Raw genomic sequence first — 13,775 nt, 5'->3', positions numbered from 1 at the left:
ACGACATGTCCGTTAAGCACTTTATCCAAATCACCAAACCGGGGATCATTTTCGGTAACGTGCTTTCTGTGGCAGGCGGTTTCTTCCTTGCCGCGCAAGGGCATGTCGACTTCATGCTGTTCCTGGCCACGGTGATTGGCACTTCGTTGGTGGTGGCGTCCGGTTGCGTGTTCAACAACTGCATCGACCGTGACATCGACATCAAGATGGAGCGCACCAAGAACCGTGCGATGGTCCAGGGCCAGATCTCGCTGAAAGTCGCGCTGGCCTACGCCACCCTGCTCGGGGTGGCCGGCCTTGGCCTGCTGTATGTGCAGGCCAATGCCCTGGCGGCGTTGTTCGGCCTGATCGGCTTTGTCATCTATGTCGGTTTCTACAGCCTGTACCTCAAGCGCAAATCGGTGCACGGCACCCTGGTGGGCAGCCTGTCCGGTGCCATGCCTCCGGTGATCGGCTACTGCGCGGTGAGCAACAGCTTCGACCTGGCTGCACTGACCCTGCTGGTGATGTTCAGCCTGTGGCAAATGCCGCACTCCTACGCCATTGCGATCTTCCGCTTCAACGACTACCTGGCCGCATCGATTCCGGTGCTGCCGGTCAAGCGCGGGATCCTGGTGGCCAAGAAGCACATCCTCTGGTACATCGTGGCGTTCCTGGTAGCGACCCTGATGCTGACCCTGGGTGGCTACGCGGGCATGAGCTACATGGCGGTGGCCGCGGCCATGGGCATGTACTGGCTGTACATGGCCTGGACCGGCTACAAGGCGGTGGACGATCGTCTGTGGGCACGCAAGCTGTTCGTGTTCTCGATCTTCACCATCACTGCCCTGAGCGTGATGATGTCGCTGGACACCAAGGTGCCGGCCGATCTGCTGCTGACTTACGCGCACTGATTCATCAGCGTGTAATGAAAACGCCCCAGGCTTCACAGCCTGGGGCGTTTTTTTTTGTCTCTGCGGTCTTATCGCGGGGCAAGCCCGCTCCCACAACGACCGAAACTGCTGTTGACAAATACCCGGCGTTTGCCGGATTTTATCGCGGCGCAGATCAGGAGTATCTGCGCATGGCCAGAGGATACTGGCCGTGATCCACCACACAAGGGATTGTCGATGATCGAGCCAAACGCCGTTACCCAACGGGCGTGCCTCGCGCTGCTGCGCGAACGCCATACTTCCCCGCATCTCGAGACTGCCTTGCAGGTGCTCGACTGCCTGTTCCGCCGTCGCAGCCTGGCGCCCGGGCAGGATGATGAGCTGTCGGCCGAAGTGCTCGAACCGCATCTGGATAAAGTCCTCAAGGCAATCGAAGCCGGCCTGCGCATCGAGATGGTCCTGCCCGCCTTCCCGGGCAAGTCGCCGAACCGGCAAAAAACCCTCAGCCACCTGCCAGACCTTGCCGAGCGCCACGCCATCGACGAGCTGCAGCACCTGTGCGCTGAAATCCAGGCCCTGTACGCGCCGGGCGCCTTGATTCACATCTGTTCCGACGGCTACGTGTTTTCCGACCTGGTGCGCGTGCCCGACGAACACGTGAAGGCCTACACCGACGAGATCCAGCGCTACGCCGAACAGCACTACCCGCGAAGCTTCGCCCTGTTCGATCTCAAGGATGCCTACCCGCAGTTGGGTTGCCTGGACTCGATGCGCGAAGAGCTGATGATCGAATTCGGTCAATCGCTGATCGCGCTGGGCCAGCGTTTCCAGGACGAGCCGCACATGATGCTGATGTACTGCGGCATCCATCGCTTTTTGTCCGAGGACTATTCGGGTCTTGCCGAATTCGCCGACATGAGCCTCAACGCCGTGAAGAAGATCGCCAAGCCGGCATCCCAGCGGGTCATCCAGCGCAGCGAAGCCTGGAGCGCACTGCTGCAGGCGCGTTATCCACAGTGCCTGCGCCTGTCGATCCACCCGCAACTGGCGGTGTCGGCGAAAATCGGCATCCGCCTGGTGCCCACCAGCGACCTGTGGCGCACGCCCTGGCACTCGGTGGCGATCAAGCGCCGCGGGGTGGTGATGCTCGACAAGCGCAGCAACATCGACGAGCGCTACAGCCGCCTGGTGTTCCGCCAAGGCCGTCCTTGCCACTACGCCAGTGCGCAATGATGCCTGGACCGCTAGCGGCTGAAGCCGTGATCTTCGACCTCGACGGCACCCTGGTCGATACCTTGCCCGACATCGTCTGGTGCCTGAACCGGGTGCTGCAGGAGCAGGGCTACCCACCCTTGCCGCTGGAGACCATCAGTGCCTATGTGGGGGGCGGCACCGGGGCGATGCTCGAGCGGGTTGCCGCACGCCTGGGCATTAGCGACGACAAGACGCTGCATGAGCGCTACATCGGCTGTTACCAGCAGCACCTGGTGCAGTTCTCCCGGCCGTTCGACGGTGTACTGGAGATGCTCGAGGGTTGCCGCCAATTACAACTGCCGATGGCCATCGTCACCAACAAGGCCCATGACATGGCACTGCAGGTGGCCGGGCAGCTGTTCCCCCCGGGCACCTTCGAAATTGTTCTTGGCCAGCGGCGCGGCCATCCGCTCAAGCCGCAACCCGACGCAGCCCTGGAGGCTGCCCGCTACCTGGCAATCGAACCGTGCCGATGCCTGTTCGTCGGCGATACCGTCATCGACCTGATGACCGCCCGGGCCGCCGGCATGCACGCGGCTGCGGTGACCTGGGGCTATGGTCGGGTCTATGCGCTACAGGCGCAGGCGGCGGATCTCTATTGCGAACAGCCGGCAGAGCTGCTGCATGCCCTGCACGGGGCGCTTACTTCTTGCATGGCTGGCACCCTCGCCAGCCAGCGCTGAAACACCACCTCTCAAGGAAGAAAGGTCATGCAACACAAAGACACCTGGATCAAGGCGGTCAGCGACGTGCTGGCAGGTTATCTGCTCAAGGACGGCGATGATCGCTTCGAAACGGCGGGCCGGGCCAACCTGGCCATCAGCCTTGCCTGCTTCTACGATCAACAGGCGCCGGTACGCCTGGTGCTGCCGGGCTTCCCGTGCAAATCGCCGAACGCGCGTGACCAGACGTTCGGTGTGCTGCCGGACTACGGCGAGACGATGGCCATCGAGCGCCTGGACCAGCTGGGCCAGGAGATTGCGGCGCTGCACGCGCCAGGTTGCGTGGTGTCGATCCTGAGTGACGGCACGACGTTCAACGACATCGTCGGCGTACCCGACGAAGTACGCAGGACCTACAACCAGGCACTGCGCGAGTTGTGCACCACCCACACCATCAACTGGGTAAGCATGGAAGACCTGTTCCCCCAGGCCAGCAGCGCCGATGCCGTGCGCGCGACCCTGATCAAGCAGGCCCGCCTGCCGTGGAAGAGCGTCGAGGCGCTGATCGAACAAAGCCGCCATGACGAGACGCTCAGTCACGCCCACGACAAGCTGTGCAGCCACCTCTACAACGACCTGCGCCTGTGCCGTGAAGCGGGGCAGAGCGAAGACGAGCACCTGCTGCAGATCGGCTACAAGGCCTATCAGATGATGTTCCGCGGGCAGGCGCTGAATGCCGCGGTCAATCGCTTCTTCCCTGAAGACATTCGCCTGTCGGTGCATCAGTACGACAATGCCGGGCCGAAGTTCACCCTGGCCCTGGCCGACGGTCTGTCGCGGGTTTCCAGCCCCTGGCATGCGGTACCGGTGCGTCATCTCGACGGTAGCCAGACCTTGCGTGGCCGTGCCGAGGTGGACATCGACAAGCATGTGCTGGTGCAGTACCAGGGGCGGCCATGGCTTTACCATGAAACCCTGGGTGAATCGCTGCAGGAATTCGAATTCGAACTGCAGAAGCGCCCCCTGTTCGGGCTGCTGGTGCGTGACCCGCTAGGGTTGGGCTTCGAGCGGTTTTCAACGCAACTGCTCGAAGCGCTGGTGGAAACCTTCGGTTTCGTCTGCCTGCGCGGCTGCAGCTTCGATGACCGTGACAGCTTCGCCCGCGACTGCGAGCGCTTCGGCACCATTTACCAGTGGGCGTTCGGCAAGGTGCATGTGGTCAAGCCGGCCGACAAGCCCGAAGGCGTGGTGCACTCGCTGGAAAAGACTCCGCTGCATTGGGACCTGAACATGCTGCCGTCCAGTGACGCCCAGGTGCAACGCGATCCGAAGTTCTGCGCGAGCAAGTTCATGCTCTATTGCAAGACCCCGCCGCAAGCGGGTGAGGGCCAGACCACCATCGTCGACAGTCGCAATGCCCTGCGCAAGGTAGGCAATCAGGTCGCCCGGCAGTGGCAGACAGTGGACATCACCTATTACACGCGGATGACCTATTTCGGTGGCTCGCCGCGTAGCTACAGCCTGGTGGACCTGCACCCACGTACCGGTGAGCGCATCTTGCGCTACCAGGAGGGCACGGATTCGACGCTGCAGACCTTGAGCCAGGAAGTGCAAGGTTTCGAGGCGCAGGCCCAGCAGGCCCTGCTCGAACAGCTCAATGCCCTGGCCTACGACGAGGATTGCCTGATCGCCCATGAGTGGGCCGAAGGCGATTTGGTGCTGATCGACAACTACCAGACCCTGCATGGCCGCTTGCCGATGTCGCCGGCTTCGGCTTCGCGCGAGCTTTGGCGAGTTCAGGTCTACTGAGGCGCTGGCCCTGGCAGCGGGTTTCGTGCCCGTTGTCAGGGTGTCTTTCCGCCTGCTGGTGGCGCCAGGGCTGCAATAACGTGTACTGATCCTCAACCCCACAGGATCATGGCATGAGCATTTTGACTGTTTACTTTTGTGGTACCGGTTCCCACCGCTTTGACGACAAGAACCCCAATTTCTGGAATGGCGAGCTGGTTTCGACCCTGGCCTCCAACGACCAGGGCAAGGAGTTCGCCCATTGGGTCGCCATCGACGGCCCTGGCAGTGGCAACCTGCAGGCCGATGAGCTGTTCATCCAGACCAAGGCCTACGGGCTCTCCGGTACCCTGTTCGGCAGGGGCTGGGAAGAGAACGTCAGCCATGCCCTGCATATCATCAAGGGCCAGTTCAGCTGGCAGCGAAAAACCCTCAGCGAGCAGGAATACAAGCAGCTCAAGGCTGCCGGGATTCCCATAGAGGACGTGCAGGTGAGCGGCTCATGGTTGTGGCGCACTTACAGCTATGGCGAGCGCGTCGTCACCCCGCAGCAATTGCAGGAGCAGATCATCAAGATATTCAGGAAGGACGGGGCGCTGCCGACCCAGGTCAACCTGGTCGGTTGGAGTCGCGGCGGGGTGAGCTGTCACATGCTGGCCAATGCCATGCTCAAAGACAACGCCTTGAAGCATATCCCGGTGAACATCTTCGCCGTCGATCCGGTGCCGGGGCTGCTGAACTTCCAGGCGCATCGGGTCCAGCTGGGCGAGAACGTCAAACAATACGTCGGCTTCTATTCCCGTGACGAGCGCTCCAAGGGCTTTGCCTGTGTGATTCCCAAGACGCACGCTGCAACCCGCTGTCATATCTACCCGGTGCCGGGGCGCCACGCCACGCTGGTGGGTAACGCGGCTGCCGACGGCGCCTCCGGTGGCAAGGTTCTGGCCGAGCCTGGGCTGATCGTGCGGCATTTTGCCGAAGTCTGCCTGACCCGCTGGGGAGTGAAGTTGCAAATAATGCTCAACCTCGGCGAGGGTGACCTGCAGGCCTACCACCAGGTGCTTGCCCGAGACGACAGCAAGTACCAGGCGATGCGCAAGCATTCCTACACCCTGCTGACCGAGGCGGAGCAGGGGGAGCGGGCCGTTTCGCTGGGAAGCCAGGGCACCGGCTTCTCTACGGTGAAGGGTGGCACCCTGCTGCCGTCGGCCGGACTGGCAGCGCCGATAACCTGGCAGGCCTCGTCGTACAAGGAAATCCGCTAGCCCTGATTTTTATACTGGACAGCGCGGTGGCCGAGGCCCTATCTTCAGCTTCGGCCACCGCAGTGGCCAACGTCGCTCGGACGGTTCCGGGCGCTTACGTCTTCGAGGAAGCCATGGCTGACCAAGGTTCGCCGCGCCGCTTTGCGCGCATTGATCGTCTCCCCCCTTACGTGTTCAACATCACCGCCGAGCTCAAGATGGCTGCACGCCGTCGTGGCGAGGACATCATCGACCTGAGCATGGGCAATCCCGACGGCGCCACGCCGCCGCACATTGTCGAGAAGCTGGTGCAGGTCGCCCAGCGTGAAGACACCCACGGCTACTCGACTTCCCGCGGCATCCCACGCCTGCGCCGGGCGATTTCGCGCTGGTACAAAGACCGCTACGAGGTCGAGATCGACCCGGAAAGCGAAGCCATCGTCACCATCGGCTCCAAGGAAGGCCTGGCGCACCTGATGCTCGCCACCCTCGACCATGGCGACACCGTGCTGGTGCCCAACCCCAGCTACCCGATTCACATCTATGGTGCGGTGATTGCCGGTGCCCAGGTGCGTTCGGTGCCGCTGATTCCGGGTGTGGACTTCTTCAACGAACTGGAGCGGGCGATCCGCGAATCCATCCCGAAACCGAAGATGATGATCCTCGGCTTCCCGTCCAACCCGACCGCGCAGTGCGTCGAGCTGGACTTCTTCGAGCGGGTGGTGGCCCTGGCCAAGCAGTACGACGTGCTGGTGATCCACGACCTGGCCTACGCCGACATCGTCTACGACGGCTGGAAGGCACCGTCGATCATGCAGGTGCCCGGCGCCAAGGACATTGCCGTGGAGTTCTTCACCCTGTCCAAGAGCTACAACATGGCCGGCTGGCGGATCGGCTTCATGGTCGGCAACCCCGAGCTGGTCAGCGCCCTGGCCCGCATCAAGAGCTACCACGACTACGGCACCTTCACCCCGCTGCAGGTGGCGGCCATTGCTGCGCTCGAAGGTGACCAGCAGTGCGTGCGCGACATCGCCGAGCAGTACCGCCAGCGCCGCAACGTGCTGGTCAAGGGCCTGCACGAGCTGGGCTGGATGGTCGAGAACCCCAAGGCGTCGATGTACGTCTGGGCGAAGATCCCCGAAGAGTATGCACACCTGGGTTCGCTGGAGTTTGCCAAGAAGCTGCTGGCCGAGGCCAAGGTCTGCGTGTCGCCGGGCATCGGCTTTGGTGACTATGGCGATGACCATGTGCGCTTTGCCCTGATCGAAAACCAGGACCGCATTCGTCAGGCGGTGCGCGGCATCCGTCAGATGTTCAGGGCTGATGGTGTGGGCAGCAAGCCGGCCCAGAAGTAACGGGAGCATCTGCGCTCCATCGTTGGCAAGGCCAGCTCCCACAAGGGCAGTGTGTGGGAGCCTGCCTTGCCGGCGAAAGGGCTGCAAAGCAGCCCCGATAGGGCAAATTCAACGCTGGGCAGGGCGCCATCACCACCGTCCGTCAGCGGCGATTTATTTCTGCATTACCCCCCTTCTCAAACATCCGGCAAAGCATAGAATGGCGGCGGGTTTCTCCCTATAACGATAATCAACCTCCCCCCCTTCTCATCATGTCCGAACATAATCCTTGTTTGAACTGCGGCGCCTGCTGCGGGTATTTCCGTGTGTCTTTCTTCTGGGGTGAGTGCACGTCGGCGGGCGGTGTCGTGCCCGACGATCTGGTGGTCCAGATCAGCCCCAGCCGCGTTGCGATGATCGGTACCGACAGCAAGCCCTGTCGCTGCATCGGGCTCGAAGGCGAGATTGGCAAAGGTGTGAGCTGCACCTTGTATGAACAGCGCTCAACCCCGTGCCGCGAGTTCGATGCGGCCTGGGTCAATGGCGAAGCCAACCCCAGCTGCGATGCGGCCCGTGCCGCCTATGGCCTGCCCCCGCTTGAGGCCAACGAGCCGATCTGGCCGGACGAGGGCGCGGAGGTCGCCTGAGGCGCGGCTTGAAGGTTACACTGGGCGGTTCATGGATCGGACAGGAGGTCCCGCGTGACCCGCATGTACAGTTTTCCCGCTGACCTGTGCCTCGAAAGCCCGCGCTTGCAGCTGCGCCCGATGGTGCCCGAGGATGCCGAAGCGTGGTTTGCCATCATGGCCGACCCGCAGGTCATGCGTTACTGGAACCACGGCCCCTGGCAAGCGCTGGCAGAGGCTCAGGCCGCACTGGCCGAAGACCGCAACGCCTGTGCCGCCGGCCAGATGCTCAAGCTGGGCATCTATCGACGTGACAACGGCGAACTGATCGGCATGACCCAGCTGTTCAACCTCGATCCCACCTCGCGCCGTGGTGAAATCGGCTATTGCCTGGCCAGCACTGCGCAAGGCCGCGGCTTCATGGACGAGGCGCTGACCTGTTTCATCGACTACCTCGCTCACGGCCTGCACCTGCGGCGCCTGGAGGCCGAGATCGACCCGCGTAACCACGGCTCGGCACGCACCCTGGAGCGCCAGGGCTTTGTGCTTGAAGGGCTGCTGCGCCAGCGCTGGTGCGTGGCCGGTGAGCTGTCGGACTCGGGGCTGTACGGGTTGCTGCTCGATCAGGCGCCGCTGGAAGGTTGAATAATCAAGCGCGGCAGCGCCGTCTGCGCTATTGTCGCGCGCTCTTTGACCAGCCAAATGGATTTACTGGTGCCGCTGAACTATCTGACCTTAAGCCTGGGATGCTACCTCACCTGCCTGTTCCTCCAGGCCTGCGCCCGTGAACACGATGTGATGCGCGGCATGCACGCCCTGGCCCTCGGGGTGTTGAATGGGTCCTTCTGGTTTGCCAACCCGCTGTATTTCGCCGCCCTGGTGATGCACCGCAAACAACCGCGGGTAGCCCTGTACCTGGGCTGCTCCGCGCTGTTGCTGAGTGGCCTGATGATACCGCTGGGCTGGCTCGACTGGACCCCGGTGCCTGATTCGCCCAACGGGCCGGGGCTACTGCCTGGTTACTACGTGTGGTTGCTGGCGATGCTGGTGTTCATCCTCGGCCAGTGGCGCTACCGGCATGAACCTGCGGGCAGCAGCAGGGTACCGCTGCTGGGCTGGCCGGCCTGGGTGCTGATCGCCGGGATTGTGGTGACCGTGCCACTGGCCTTCACGCCCTGGAGTAAAGTGCCGTTTCGTTCGGTACCCGAGCAAACGTCGTGCATTGAGTGTGGAGGCAACTGATGGCCCGGTTCTACGTTGCAATCACCCTGGCGTTGTACTTGCTGAGCCTGTGTTTCGATGCCATCTATCTGTCTGGCGATAGTCGGCTGCATGCCTTGCAGGCGATGCTTTACGGGCCTTGGGGCATTGTCATGCAGGTTTTCAGCTGGTTCGCCAACCCGCTGCTGGGCCTGGCGATCATCACTCATCGGCGCTGGCGCTGGCTTTCGCTGGTACTGGGGCTTGGCGCCTTGTACCTGGCGCTCAGCTCGCTGCTCGTCGAGCGGCTGCCGAACAACCAGAGCTACGACTTCCTGGATGTCACCGGCTTTGGGCCTGGTTACTACCTCTGGCTGGCCTCGATCAGCTTCTTCTGTGCCGCTCAGGCCTGGTGGTGTCGGCAGGTACTCAAAGGCGCACAGATGCCCGGGTGGCACTGGCTTGATGGCGGCCTGGCAATCGTGCTCAACATTACCATCGTCTACGCGATCCAGACCCCTAGCCTGCACTTCCAGCTAAAGAAAGTGATCGAGCCACCGCCGCCGATCCAGATCGACAAGGACGCTATCTAGCGGGCTGACGTCGACGTCCCCCACTGCACCACCAGCATGCCGACCACGATCAGCCCGACGCCGGCCAGACGCAGGCCGTTGACCGGGCGTTCGGGCAAGCCCATCAGGCCCCATTGGTCGATGATCAATGACGACAGCACCTGGCCGGCAATGACGCAGACGATGAACCCAGCAGCGCCCAGGCGTGGTGTCAGCACCAGCGCGGCGGTGATGTAGGCGACGCCGGCCACGCCTCCCAACCAGGCCCACCAAGGGGCTTGAACCAACGCATTGAGTTGCGGCAGCGGCGCCCGCAGCACCAGTAACGCCGGAATCACCATCAGCACACTCACCGCCAGCGACACCAACGACGCCCACAACGGATGCCCGAGCAAGCGCCCCAGCGCGGCGTTGCTGCCAGCCTGGAAGGGCACGGCGGCGCCGGCCAGCAGGGCGATGGCCAGCGGCAGCAAGGTGGCGGTAATGGCGGGCAGGTTCATGGCAGGACTCCTCAAAAGTGACTTGCCAAAGTCTTGGTTATCCACCCCAATAATGGAAATTCGAATGCTGCACAGGAGTTATTCGCCGGATGGATGATTTGCGCCGAATCGACCTCAACCTGCTGTTGACCCTGCATGCCCTGCTGGCCGAGCAACATGTATCGCGTGCCGCCTTGCGCCTGCACCGCAGCCAGCCGGCGGTCAGCCATGCCCTGGCGCAACTGCGCGAACTTTTCGGTGATCCGCTGCTGGTGCGCCGAGGGGGGCGCCTGCAGGTCACGGCGCGGGCTCAGGCGCTGGTCGAGCCCTTGCAACAGGCGTTGGAGCAACTGGATGGCCTGCTCGGTAGCCCCGGTTTCGACCCGCAGCGGGCGCAGCGCAGTTTTCGTCTGGCAATGTCGGATTACGGCGCCCGGGTCGTATTGCCGGGGCTGATGCGGCTCCTGCGTAATGAGGCGCCGGGGATCGACCTGATTGTCTCCCAGGGCAGCCGTGAGGCCATGCTCGGCCAGCTGTTCGATGGTGAGGCCGATCTGGCCCTGGCGGTCTTTCCTGAGCTGGCGACGGAACTGCGGGCGCAGACGCTGTTCGATGAGACCTTCACCTGTATTGCCGATCGCAGTCATTTGCCTACGCGTGGTGGTCTGAGCCTGGACGAGTGGCTGGTGCGGCCGCATGTGCTAGTGGCAGTGCGCCCCGGCGTCGATAACGAAATCGACCTGGCGCTCCAGGGTATCGGCGCCCAGCGCCGGGTGGCGCTGGTCTTGCCCCATTGGGCTGCGGCCCAGGAAGTGATTGCCGGCACCGACCTGATCCTCACGGTGGCCCGGCGCAGCCTGGACAGCGGCAAGCTGGATTCGCGCTTGCGCAGGTTCCAGCCGCCGCTGGCGATCAGGCCGCTTGCCTTTCAGCAAGCATGGCATCAACGCCGGGAAGGAGAGGCGGGGCATCGCTGGTTGCGCGAGAAGGTGATGCAGGTGTGCGCAGGAGCGGGCTTGCCCCGCGATCGAACGCGTAGCGCTCGTAATTCAAGCGATGTCGATGTAGTGTCTGGGCCGGCCTGATCGCGGGGCAAGCCCGCTCCTACCCAAGACGGAGTCCGCAGCATGAAACGTCCATTTTTGCTTATCGGCCTATGGGTCTGTTGTTCCTCAATAGCCCAGGCCCAGGACGAGTACTCCCCGGCCTACAGCGCCTGCATGAAAACCGCCGAATCAACGCTGGCCATGAACAACTGCAACGGCGCCGAGATCAAGCGCCAGGATAGCCGCTTGAACAGCGCCTACAAAAAGGCCATGACCGGCCTCGAAGGGCCTCAGCAAACCCAGCTGCGTGAAGCCCAACGGGCCTGGATCAAGTATCGCGACGCCAACTGCAACCTGTATTACAGCCTCACCGGCGGCACCGTCGATCAGCTCAATGGCGCCGGGTGCATCCTCAGCAGCACCCGCGACCGCGCCGACGAGCTGCAGGCCTTGCTGCAGCCGTAAGGTCAGCGTCGGCTGGCGCGAGCGCGCAGGTATTCGCGCACTTCGCGCTGGTCACCGGCGAACTCGATTCGCTCGGCCTTGCTCTGGCGCTGGTAGGCGTACATCGGGTCGTAGTACTCGTTGAGCAGGCCGCTGATCCAGGCGCGGTGCAAGTCTACTGCGCCACTGCGCAGTTGCTCTTGCAGCGCTTGCTCGAGCAACGCCGACAGCCGCTGGTAGCGCTCGCCGCCGAGGCGCTTGAGAATGTTGGCCATGCTCTGGGTCAGGCGTTCGGCAAACAGTCGCAAACCCTCTTCATCACCGTGCAGGGCAACGAACTCGGCACTGAGGTCGATCACGTAATCGCGCAGAATCCGCTCGACGCGGTTATCAAAGCTGTCTTCCAGCCACACCAGCGGGTAGTGCTGCATGCCCTGGTACAGCTCCAGCGGCAGCGTGCAGCTGCCGACGATGCGGCCCTCGTCTTCGAGCACGAACTGCTCGACGCCGCGGGCGCGTTTTTTCAGCACATCGATGGCCAACTGGTTCTCGAAGTCGATCTGCGCCGGCTGGCCGGTGGCGCGTTTGCCGAAGCTGGAGCCGCGGTGATTGGCGTGACCTTCGAGGTCAACAGCGTTATCCAGCCGTTGCAGCACTTCGGTCTTGCCGGTGCCGGTGAGGCCGCCGATCAGCACGAAGTCACAGTCGGCCACCGCTTGCTGGGTGGTATGGAGCAGGAAATTACGCATGGCTTTGTAGCCACCGACCACCTTGGGATAGTGAATGCCGGCGTCGGTCTTGAGCCACTGCTGGGCGATCTGCGAGCGCAGGCCGCCGCGAAAACAGTAGAGGTAACCCTCGGGGTTGGCTCGGGCGAAGGCAGCCCAGGCGGCAATGCGTTGATCCTTGAGCGGGCCACTGACCAGTTGATGGCCCAGGGCGATGGCGGCCTGCTGGCCGTGCTGCTTGTAGCAGGTGCCGACCTTCTGCCGTTCAAGGTCGTTCATCAGCGGCAGGTTGATAGCTTCGGGAAAGGCGCCCTTGGTGAATTCCACCGGGGCGCGCATGTCCATCATGGCTACATCGTTGAGAAACAGCTGGCGGTAGTCGGTGCAGTTGTCACGCATCAAAGCACCTCAACCGCATGGCTCTGTCGCTCGACCAGCTCGCCGATTGGCGCCAGGTTCAGGCCCAGCTCGCCCGCAACGGCGAGAAACTCCGCTTCCCCTTCTGGCGCCACCGCCACCAGCAGGCCGCCGCTGGTTTGCGGGTCGCACAGCAGGTGCTTCTGCTCGTCGCTCAATGGGGCGATTTTCTCGCCATAGCTGTCGAAGTTGCGCAGGGTACCGCCGGGCACGCAGCCTTCGGCCAGGTAGTGCTCGACGCTCGGCAGGCGGGGCACCGCGCTGTAGTTCAGGCGTGCGCTCAGGCCGCTGCCGTCGGCCAGTTCCACCAGGTGGCCAAGCAGGCCGAAGCCGGTGACGTCGGTCATGGCCTTGACCCCGGCCAGCTTGCCGAAGCGGCTGCCCGGGGTGTTCAAAGTGCACATCCAGTCGCGGGCCAGGCCCTTGTCCTGGTCGCGCAGCTTGGCCTTTTTCTCGGCGGTGGTAAGGATGCCGATGCCCAGCGGTTTGGTCAGGTACAGGCGGCAGCCGACGCTAGCGGTGTCGTTGCGTTTCATGTGGCGTTTTTGCACCACGCCGGTCACGGCCAGGCCGAAGATCGGCTCGGGGGCATCGATGGAGTGCCCACCGGCCAAGGGAATGCCCGCTTCGGCGCATACCGCGCGGCCACCACGGATCACTTCACGGGCCACTTCCGGGGCCAGCACGTTGACTGGCCAGCCGAGAATGGCGATGGCCATCAGCGGGTCGCCGCCCATGGCGTAGATGTCGCTGATGGCGTTGGTGGCGGCGATGCGGCCGAAGTCGTACGGGTCGTCGACGATGGGCATGAAGAAGTCGGTGGTCGACACCACGCCGCGTTCGTCATCAAGGGCGTAGACGGCCGCGTCATCGCGCGAGGCGTTGCCGACCCAGAGTTTCGGGTCCAGCGCCTGGGTGCCGCTTTCGGCGAGAATCACCTCGAGCATCTTCGGGGAGATCTTGCAGCCACAGCCGGCGCCGTGGCTGTACTGGGTCAGGCGGATCGGCTCGTTCATAGGCACCTCGACTTGTCGTGAACGCCCGAGTGTAGCAAAGCTGGCCTTTGCGCCGATGCCTCTTATAATTTCCGGGGTGGCCCATGCCGGCCC

General features: G+C 63.2%; 15 protein-coding genes. 12 read left to right on the top strand and 3 right to left on the bottom strand.

Going from position 1 to position 13,775, the window contains the following annotated elements:
- Window positions 1-5: 5 nt before the first annotated feature.
- From cyoE to CCOS864_RS23725, 10 genes are all read left to right on the top strand, one after another.
- Entirely contained in the window at window positions 6-893 is an 888-nt protein-coding gene (cyoE, locus tag CCOS864_RS23770; RefSeq protein ID WP_115088672.1) for a heme o synthase, read from the top strand.
- 216 nt (window positions 894-1,109) lie between these two features.
- A complete protein-coding gene (locus tag CCOS864_RS23765; RefSeq protein WP_115088671.1) occupies window positions 1,110-2,105 on the top strand; it encodes an isocyanide synthase family protein in 996 nt (331 codons plus the stop codon).
- Window positions 2,105-2,809 (top strand): HAD family hydrolase, encoded by a 705-nt coding sequence (locus tag CCOS864_RS23760; protein ID WP_325175827.1) that lies wholly within the window; start codon window positions 2,105-2,107, stop codon window positions 2,807-2,809. The genes CCOS864_RS23765 and CCOS864_RS23760 overlap by 1 nt, the downstream gene beginning before the upstream one ends.
- 27 nt (window positions 2,810-2,836) lie before the next feature.
- Window positions 2,837-4,597 carry an isocyanide synthase family protein gene (locus CCOS864_RS23755; RefSeq protein ID WP_115088669.1) on the top strand — a complete coding sequence of 587 codons (1,761 nt, stop codon included), beginning with the start codon at window positions 2,837-2,839 and terminating at the stop codon, window positions 4,595-4,597.
- A 113-nt stretch (window positions 4,598-4,710) separates the two neighbouring features.
- Window positions 4,711-5,841 (top strand): hypothetical protein, encoded by a 1,131-nt coding sequence (locus tag CCOS864_RS23750; RefSeq protein ID WP_115088668.1) that lies wholly within the window; start codon window positions 4,711-4,713, stop codon window positions 5,839-5,841.
- A gap of 113 nt (window positions 5,842-5,954) precedes the next feature.
- Entirely contained in the window at window positions 5,955-7,175 is a 1,221-nt protein-coding gene (gene alaC / locus CCOS864_RS23745; protein ID WP_115088667.1) for an alanine transaminase, read from the top strand.
- Between the two features lie 251 nt (window positions 7,176-7,426).
- Window positions 7,427-7,801 (top strand): YkgJ family cysteine cluster protein, encoded by a 375-nt coding sequence (locus CCOS864_RS23740; RefSeq protein WP_038997055.1) that lies wholly within the window; start codon window positions 7,427-7,429, stop codon window positions 7,799-7,801.
- Window positions 7,802-7,855: 54 nt separating this feature from the next.
- On the top strand, window positions 7,856-8,425 hold the full coding sequence (locus tag CCOS864_RS23735) for a GNAT family N-acetyltransferase (protein WP_115088666.1): 570 nt from the start codon (window positions 7,856-7,858) through the stop codon (window positions 8,423-8,425).
- Window positions 8,426-8,494: 69 nt separating this feature from the next.
- Window positions 8,495-9,022 (top strand): hypothetical protein, encoded by a 528-nt coding sequence (locus CCOS864_RS23730; RefSeq protein WP_148708573.1) that lies wholly within the window; start codon window positions 8,495-8,497, stop codon window positions 9,020-9,022.
- On the top strand, window positions 9,022-9,573 hold the full coding sequence (locus CCOS864_RS23725; protein ID WP_115088664.1) for a hypothetical protein: 552 nt from the start codon (window positions 9,022-9,024) through the stop codon (window positions 9,571-9,573). Before CCOS864_RS23730 ends, CCOS864_RS23725 begins: the two co-directional genes overlap by 1 nt.
- Here CCOS864_RS23725 and CCOS864_RS23720 read toward each other — a convergent pair.
- Window positions 9,570-10,052, bottom strand: a complete 483-nt coding sequence (locus tag CCOS864_RS23720; RefSeq protein ID WP_115088663.1) for a DMT family transporter — start codon at window positions 10,050-10,052, stop codon at window positions 9,570-9,572. The genes CCOS864_RS23725 and CCOS864_RS23720 overlap by 4 nt on opposite strands.
- 89 nt (window positions 10,053-10,141) lie before the next feature.
- Here CCOS864_RS23720 and CCOS864_RS23715 point away from each other — a divergent pair, with 89 nt between their 5' ends.
- Both CCOS864_RS23715 and CCOS864_RS23710 read left to right on the top strand, forming a co-directional pair.
- Entirely contained in the window at window positions 10,142-11,116 is a 975-nt protein-coding gene (locus CCOS864_RS23715) for a LysR family transcriptional regulator (RefSeq protein ID WP_115088662.1), read from the top strand.
- A 42-nt stretch (window positions 11,117-11,158) separates the two neighbouring features.
- Window positions 11,159-11,542: a lysozyme inhibitor LprI family protein gene (locus CCOS864_RS23710; RefSeq protein ID WP_115088661.1), complete on the top strand. Its 384-nt coding sequence runs from the start codon at window positions 11,159-11,161 to the stop codon at window positions 11,540-11,542.
- A 2-nt stretch (window positions 11,543-11,544) separates the two neighbouring features.
- On the opposite strand, the gene mnmH is transcribed toward CCOS864_RS23710, so the two are convergent.
- Together mnmH and selD are read right to left on the bottom strand one after the other, a co-directional pair.
- Window positions 11,545-12,648, bottom strand: coding sequence for a tRNA 2-selenouridine(34) synthase MnmH (gene mnmH / locus CCOS864_RS23705; protein WP_115088660.1), 1,104 nt, complete (start codon window positions 12,646-12,648; stop codon window positions 11,545-11,547).
- Window positions 12,648-13,682, bottom strand: coding sequence for a selenide, water dikinase SelD (gene selD / locus CCOS864_RS23700; protein WP_115088659.1), 1,035 nt, complete (start codon window positions 13,680-13,682; stop codon window positions 12,648-12,650). The genes mnmH and selD overlap by 1 nt, the downstream gene beginning before the upstream one ends.
- Window positions 13,683-13,775: the final 93 nt, after the last annotated feature.

It is taken from the genome of Pseudomonas wadenswilerensis (assembly GCF_900497695.1).
GTDB classification, from domain to species: Bacteria; Pseudomonadota; Gammaproteobacteria; order Pseudomonadales; family Pseudomonadaceae; genus Aquipseudomonas; species Aquipseudomonas wadenswilerensis.
Note: the sequence above shows the minus strand (reverse complement) of the source record. Positions and strands in the feature narration are given on the sequence as shown.

What these genes read in the sequence shown, in the direction of transcription:
- CCOS864_RS23725 (WP_115088664.1), top strand. Translation starts at nt 9,022, where the DNA reads ATGGCCCGGTTCTACGTTGCAATCACCCTGGCGTTGTACTTGCTGAGC.
- mnmH (WP_115088660.1), bottom strand. Translation starts at nt 12,648, where the DNA reads ATGCGTGACAACTGCACCGACTACCGCCAGCTGTTTCTCAACGATGTA.
- CCOS864_RS23715 (WP_115088662.1), top strand. Translation starts at nt 10,142, where the DNA reads ATGGATGATTTGCGCCGAATCGACCTCAACCTGCTGTTGACCCTGCAT.
- CCOS864_RS23760 (WP_325175827.1), top strand. Translation starts at nt 2,105, where the DNA reads ATGCCTGGACCGCTAGCGGCTGAAGCCGTGATCTTCGACCTCGACGGC.
- CCOS864_RS23765 (WP_115088671.1), top strand. Translation starts at nt 1,110, where the DNA reads ATGATCGAGCCAAACGCCGTTACCCAACGGGCGTGCCTCGCGCTGCTG.
- CCOS864_RS23720 (WP_115088663.1), bottom strand. Translation starts at nt 10,052, where the DNA reads ATGAACCTGCCCGCCATTACCGCCACCTTGCTGCCGCTGGCCATCGCC.
- CCOS864_RS23710 (WP_115088661.1), top strand. Translation starts at nt 11,159, where the DNA reads ATGAAACGTCCATTTTTGCTTATCGGCCTATGGGTCTGTTGTTCCTCA.
- CCOS864_RS23740 (WP_038997055.1), top strand. Translation starts at nt 7,427, where the DNA reads ATGTCCGAACATAATCCTTGTTTGAACTGCGGCGCCTGCTGCGGGTAT.
- selD (WP_115088659.1), bottom strand. Translation starts at nt 13,682, where the DNA reads ATGAACGAGCCGATCCGCCTGACCCAGTACAGCCACGGCGCCGGCTGT.
- cyoE (WP_115088672.1), top strand. Translation starts at nt 6, where the DNA reads ATGTCCGTTAAGCACTTTATCCAAATCACCAAACCGGGGATCATTTTC.
- CCOS864_RS23750 (WP_115088668.1), top strand. Translation starts at nt 4,711, where the DNA reads ATGAGCATTTTGACTGTTTACTTTTGTGGTACCGGTTCCCACCGCTTT.
- CCOS864_RS23755 (WP_115088669.1), top strand. Translation starts at nt 2,837, where the DNA reads ATGCAACACAAAGACACCTGGATCAAGGCGGTCAGCGACGTGCTGGCA.
- alaC (WP_115088667.1), top strand. Translation starts at nt 5,955, where the DNA reads ATGGCTGACCAAGGTTCGCCGCGCCGCTTTGCGCGCATTGATCGTCTC.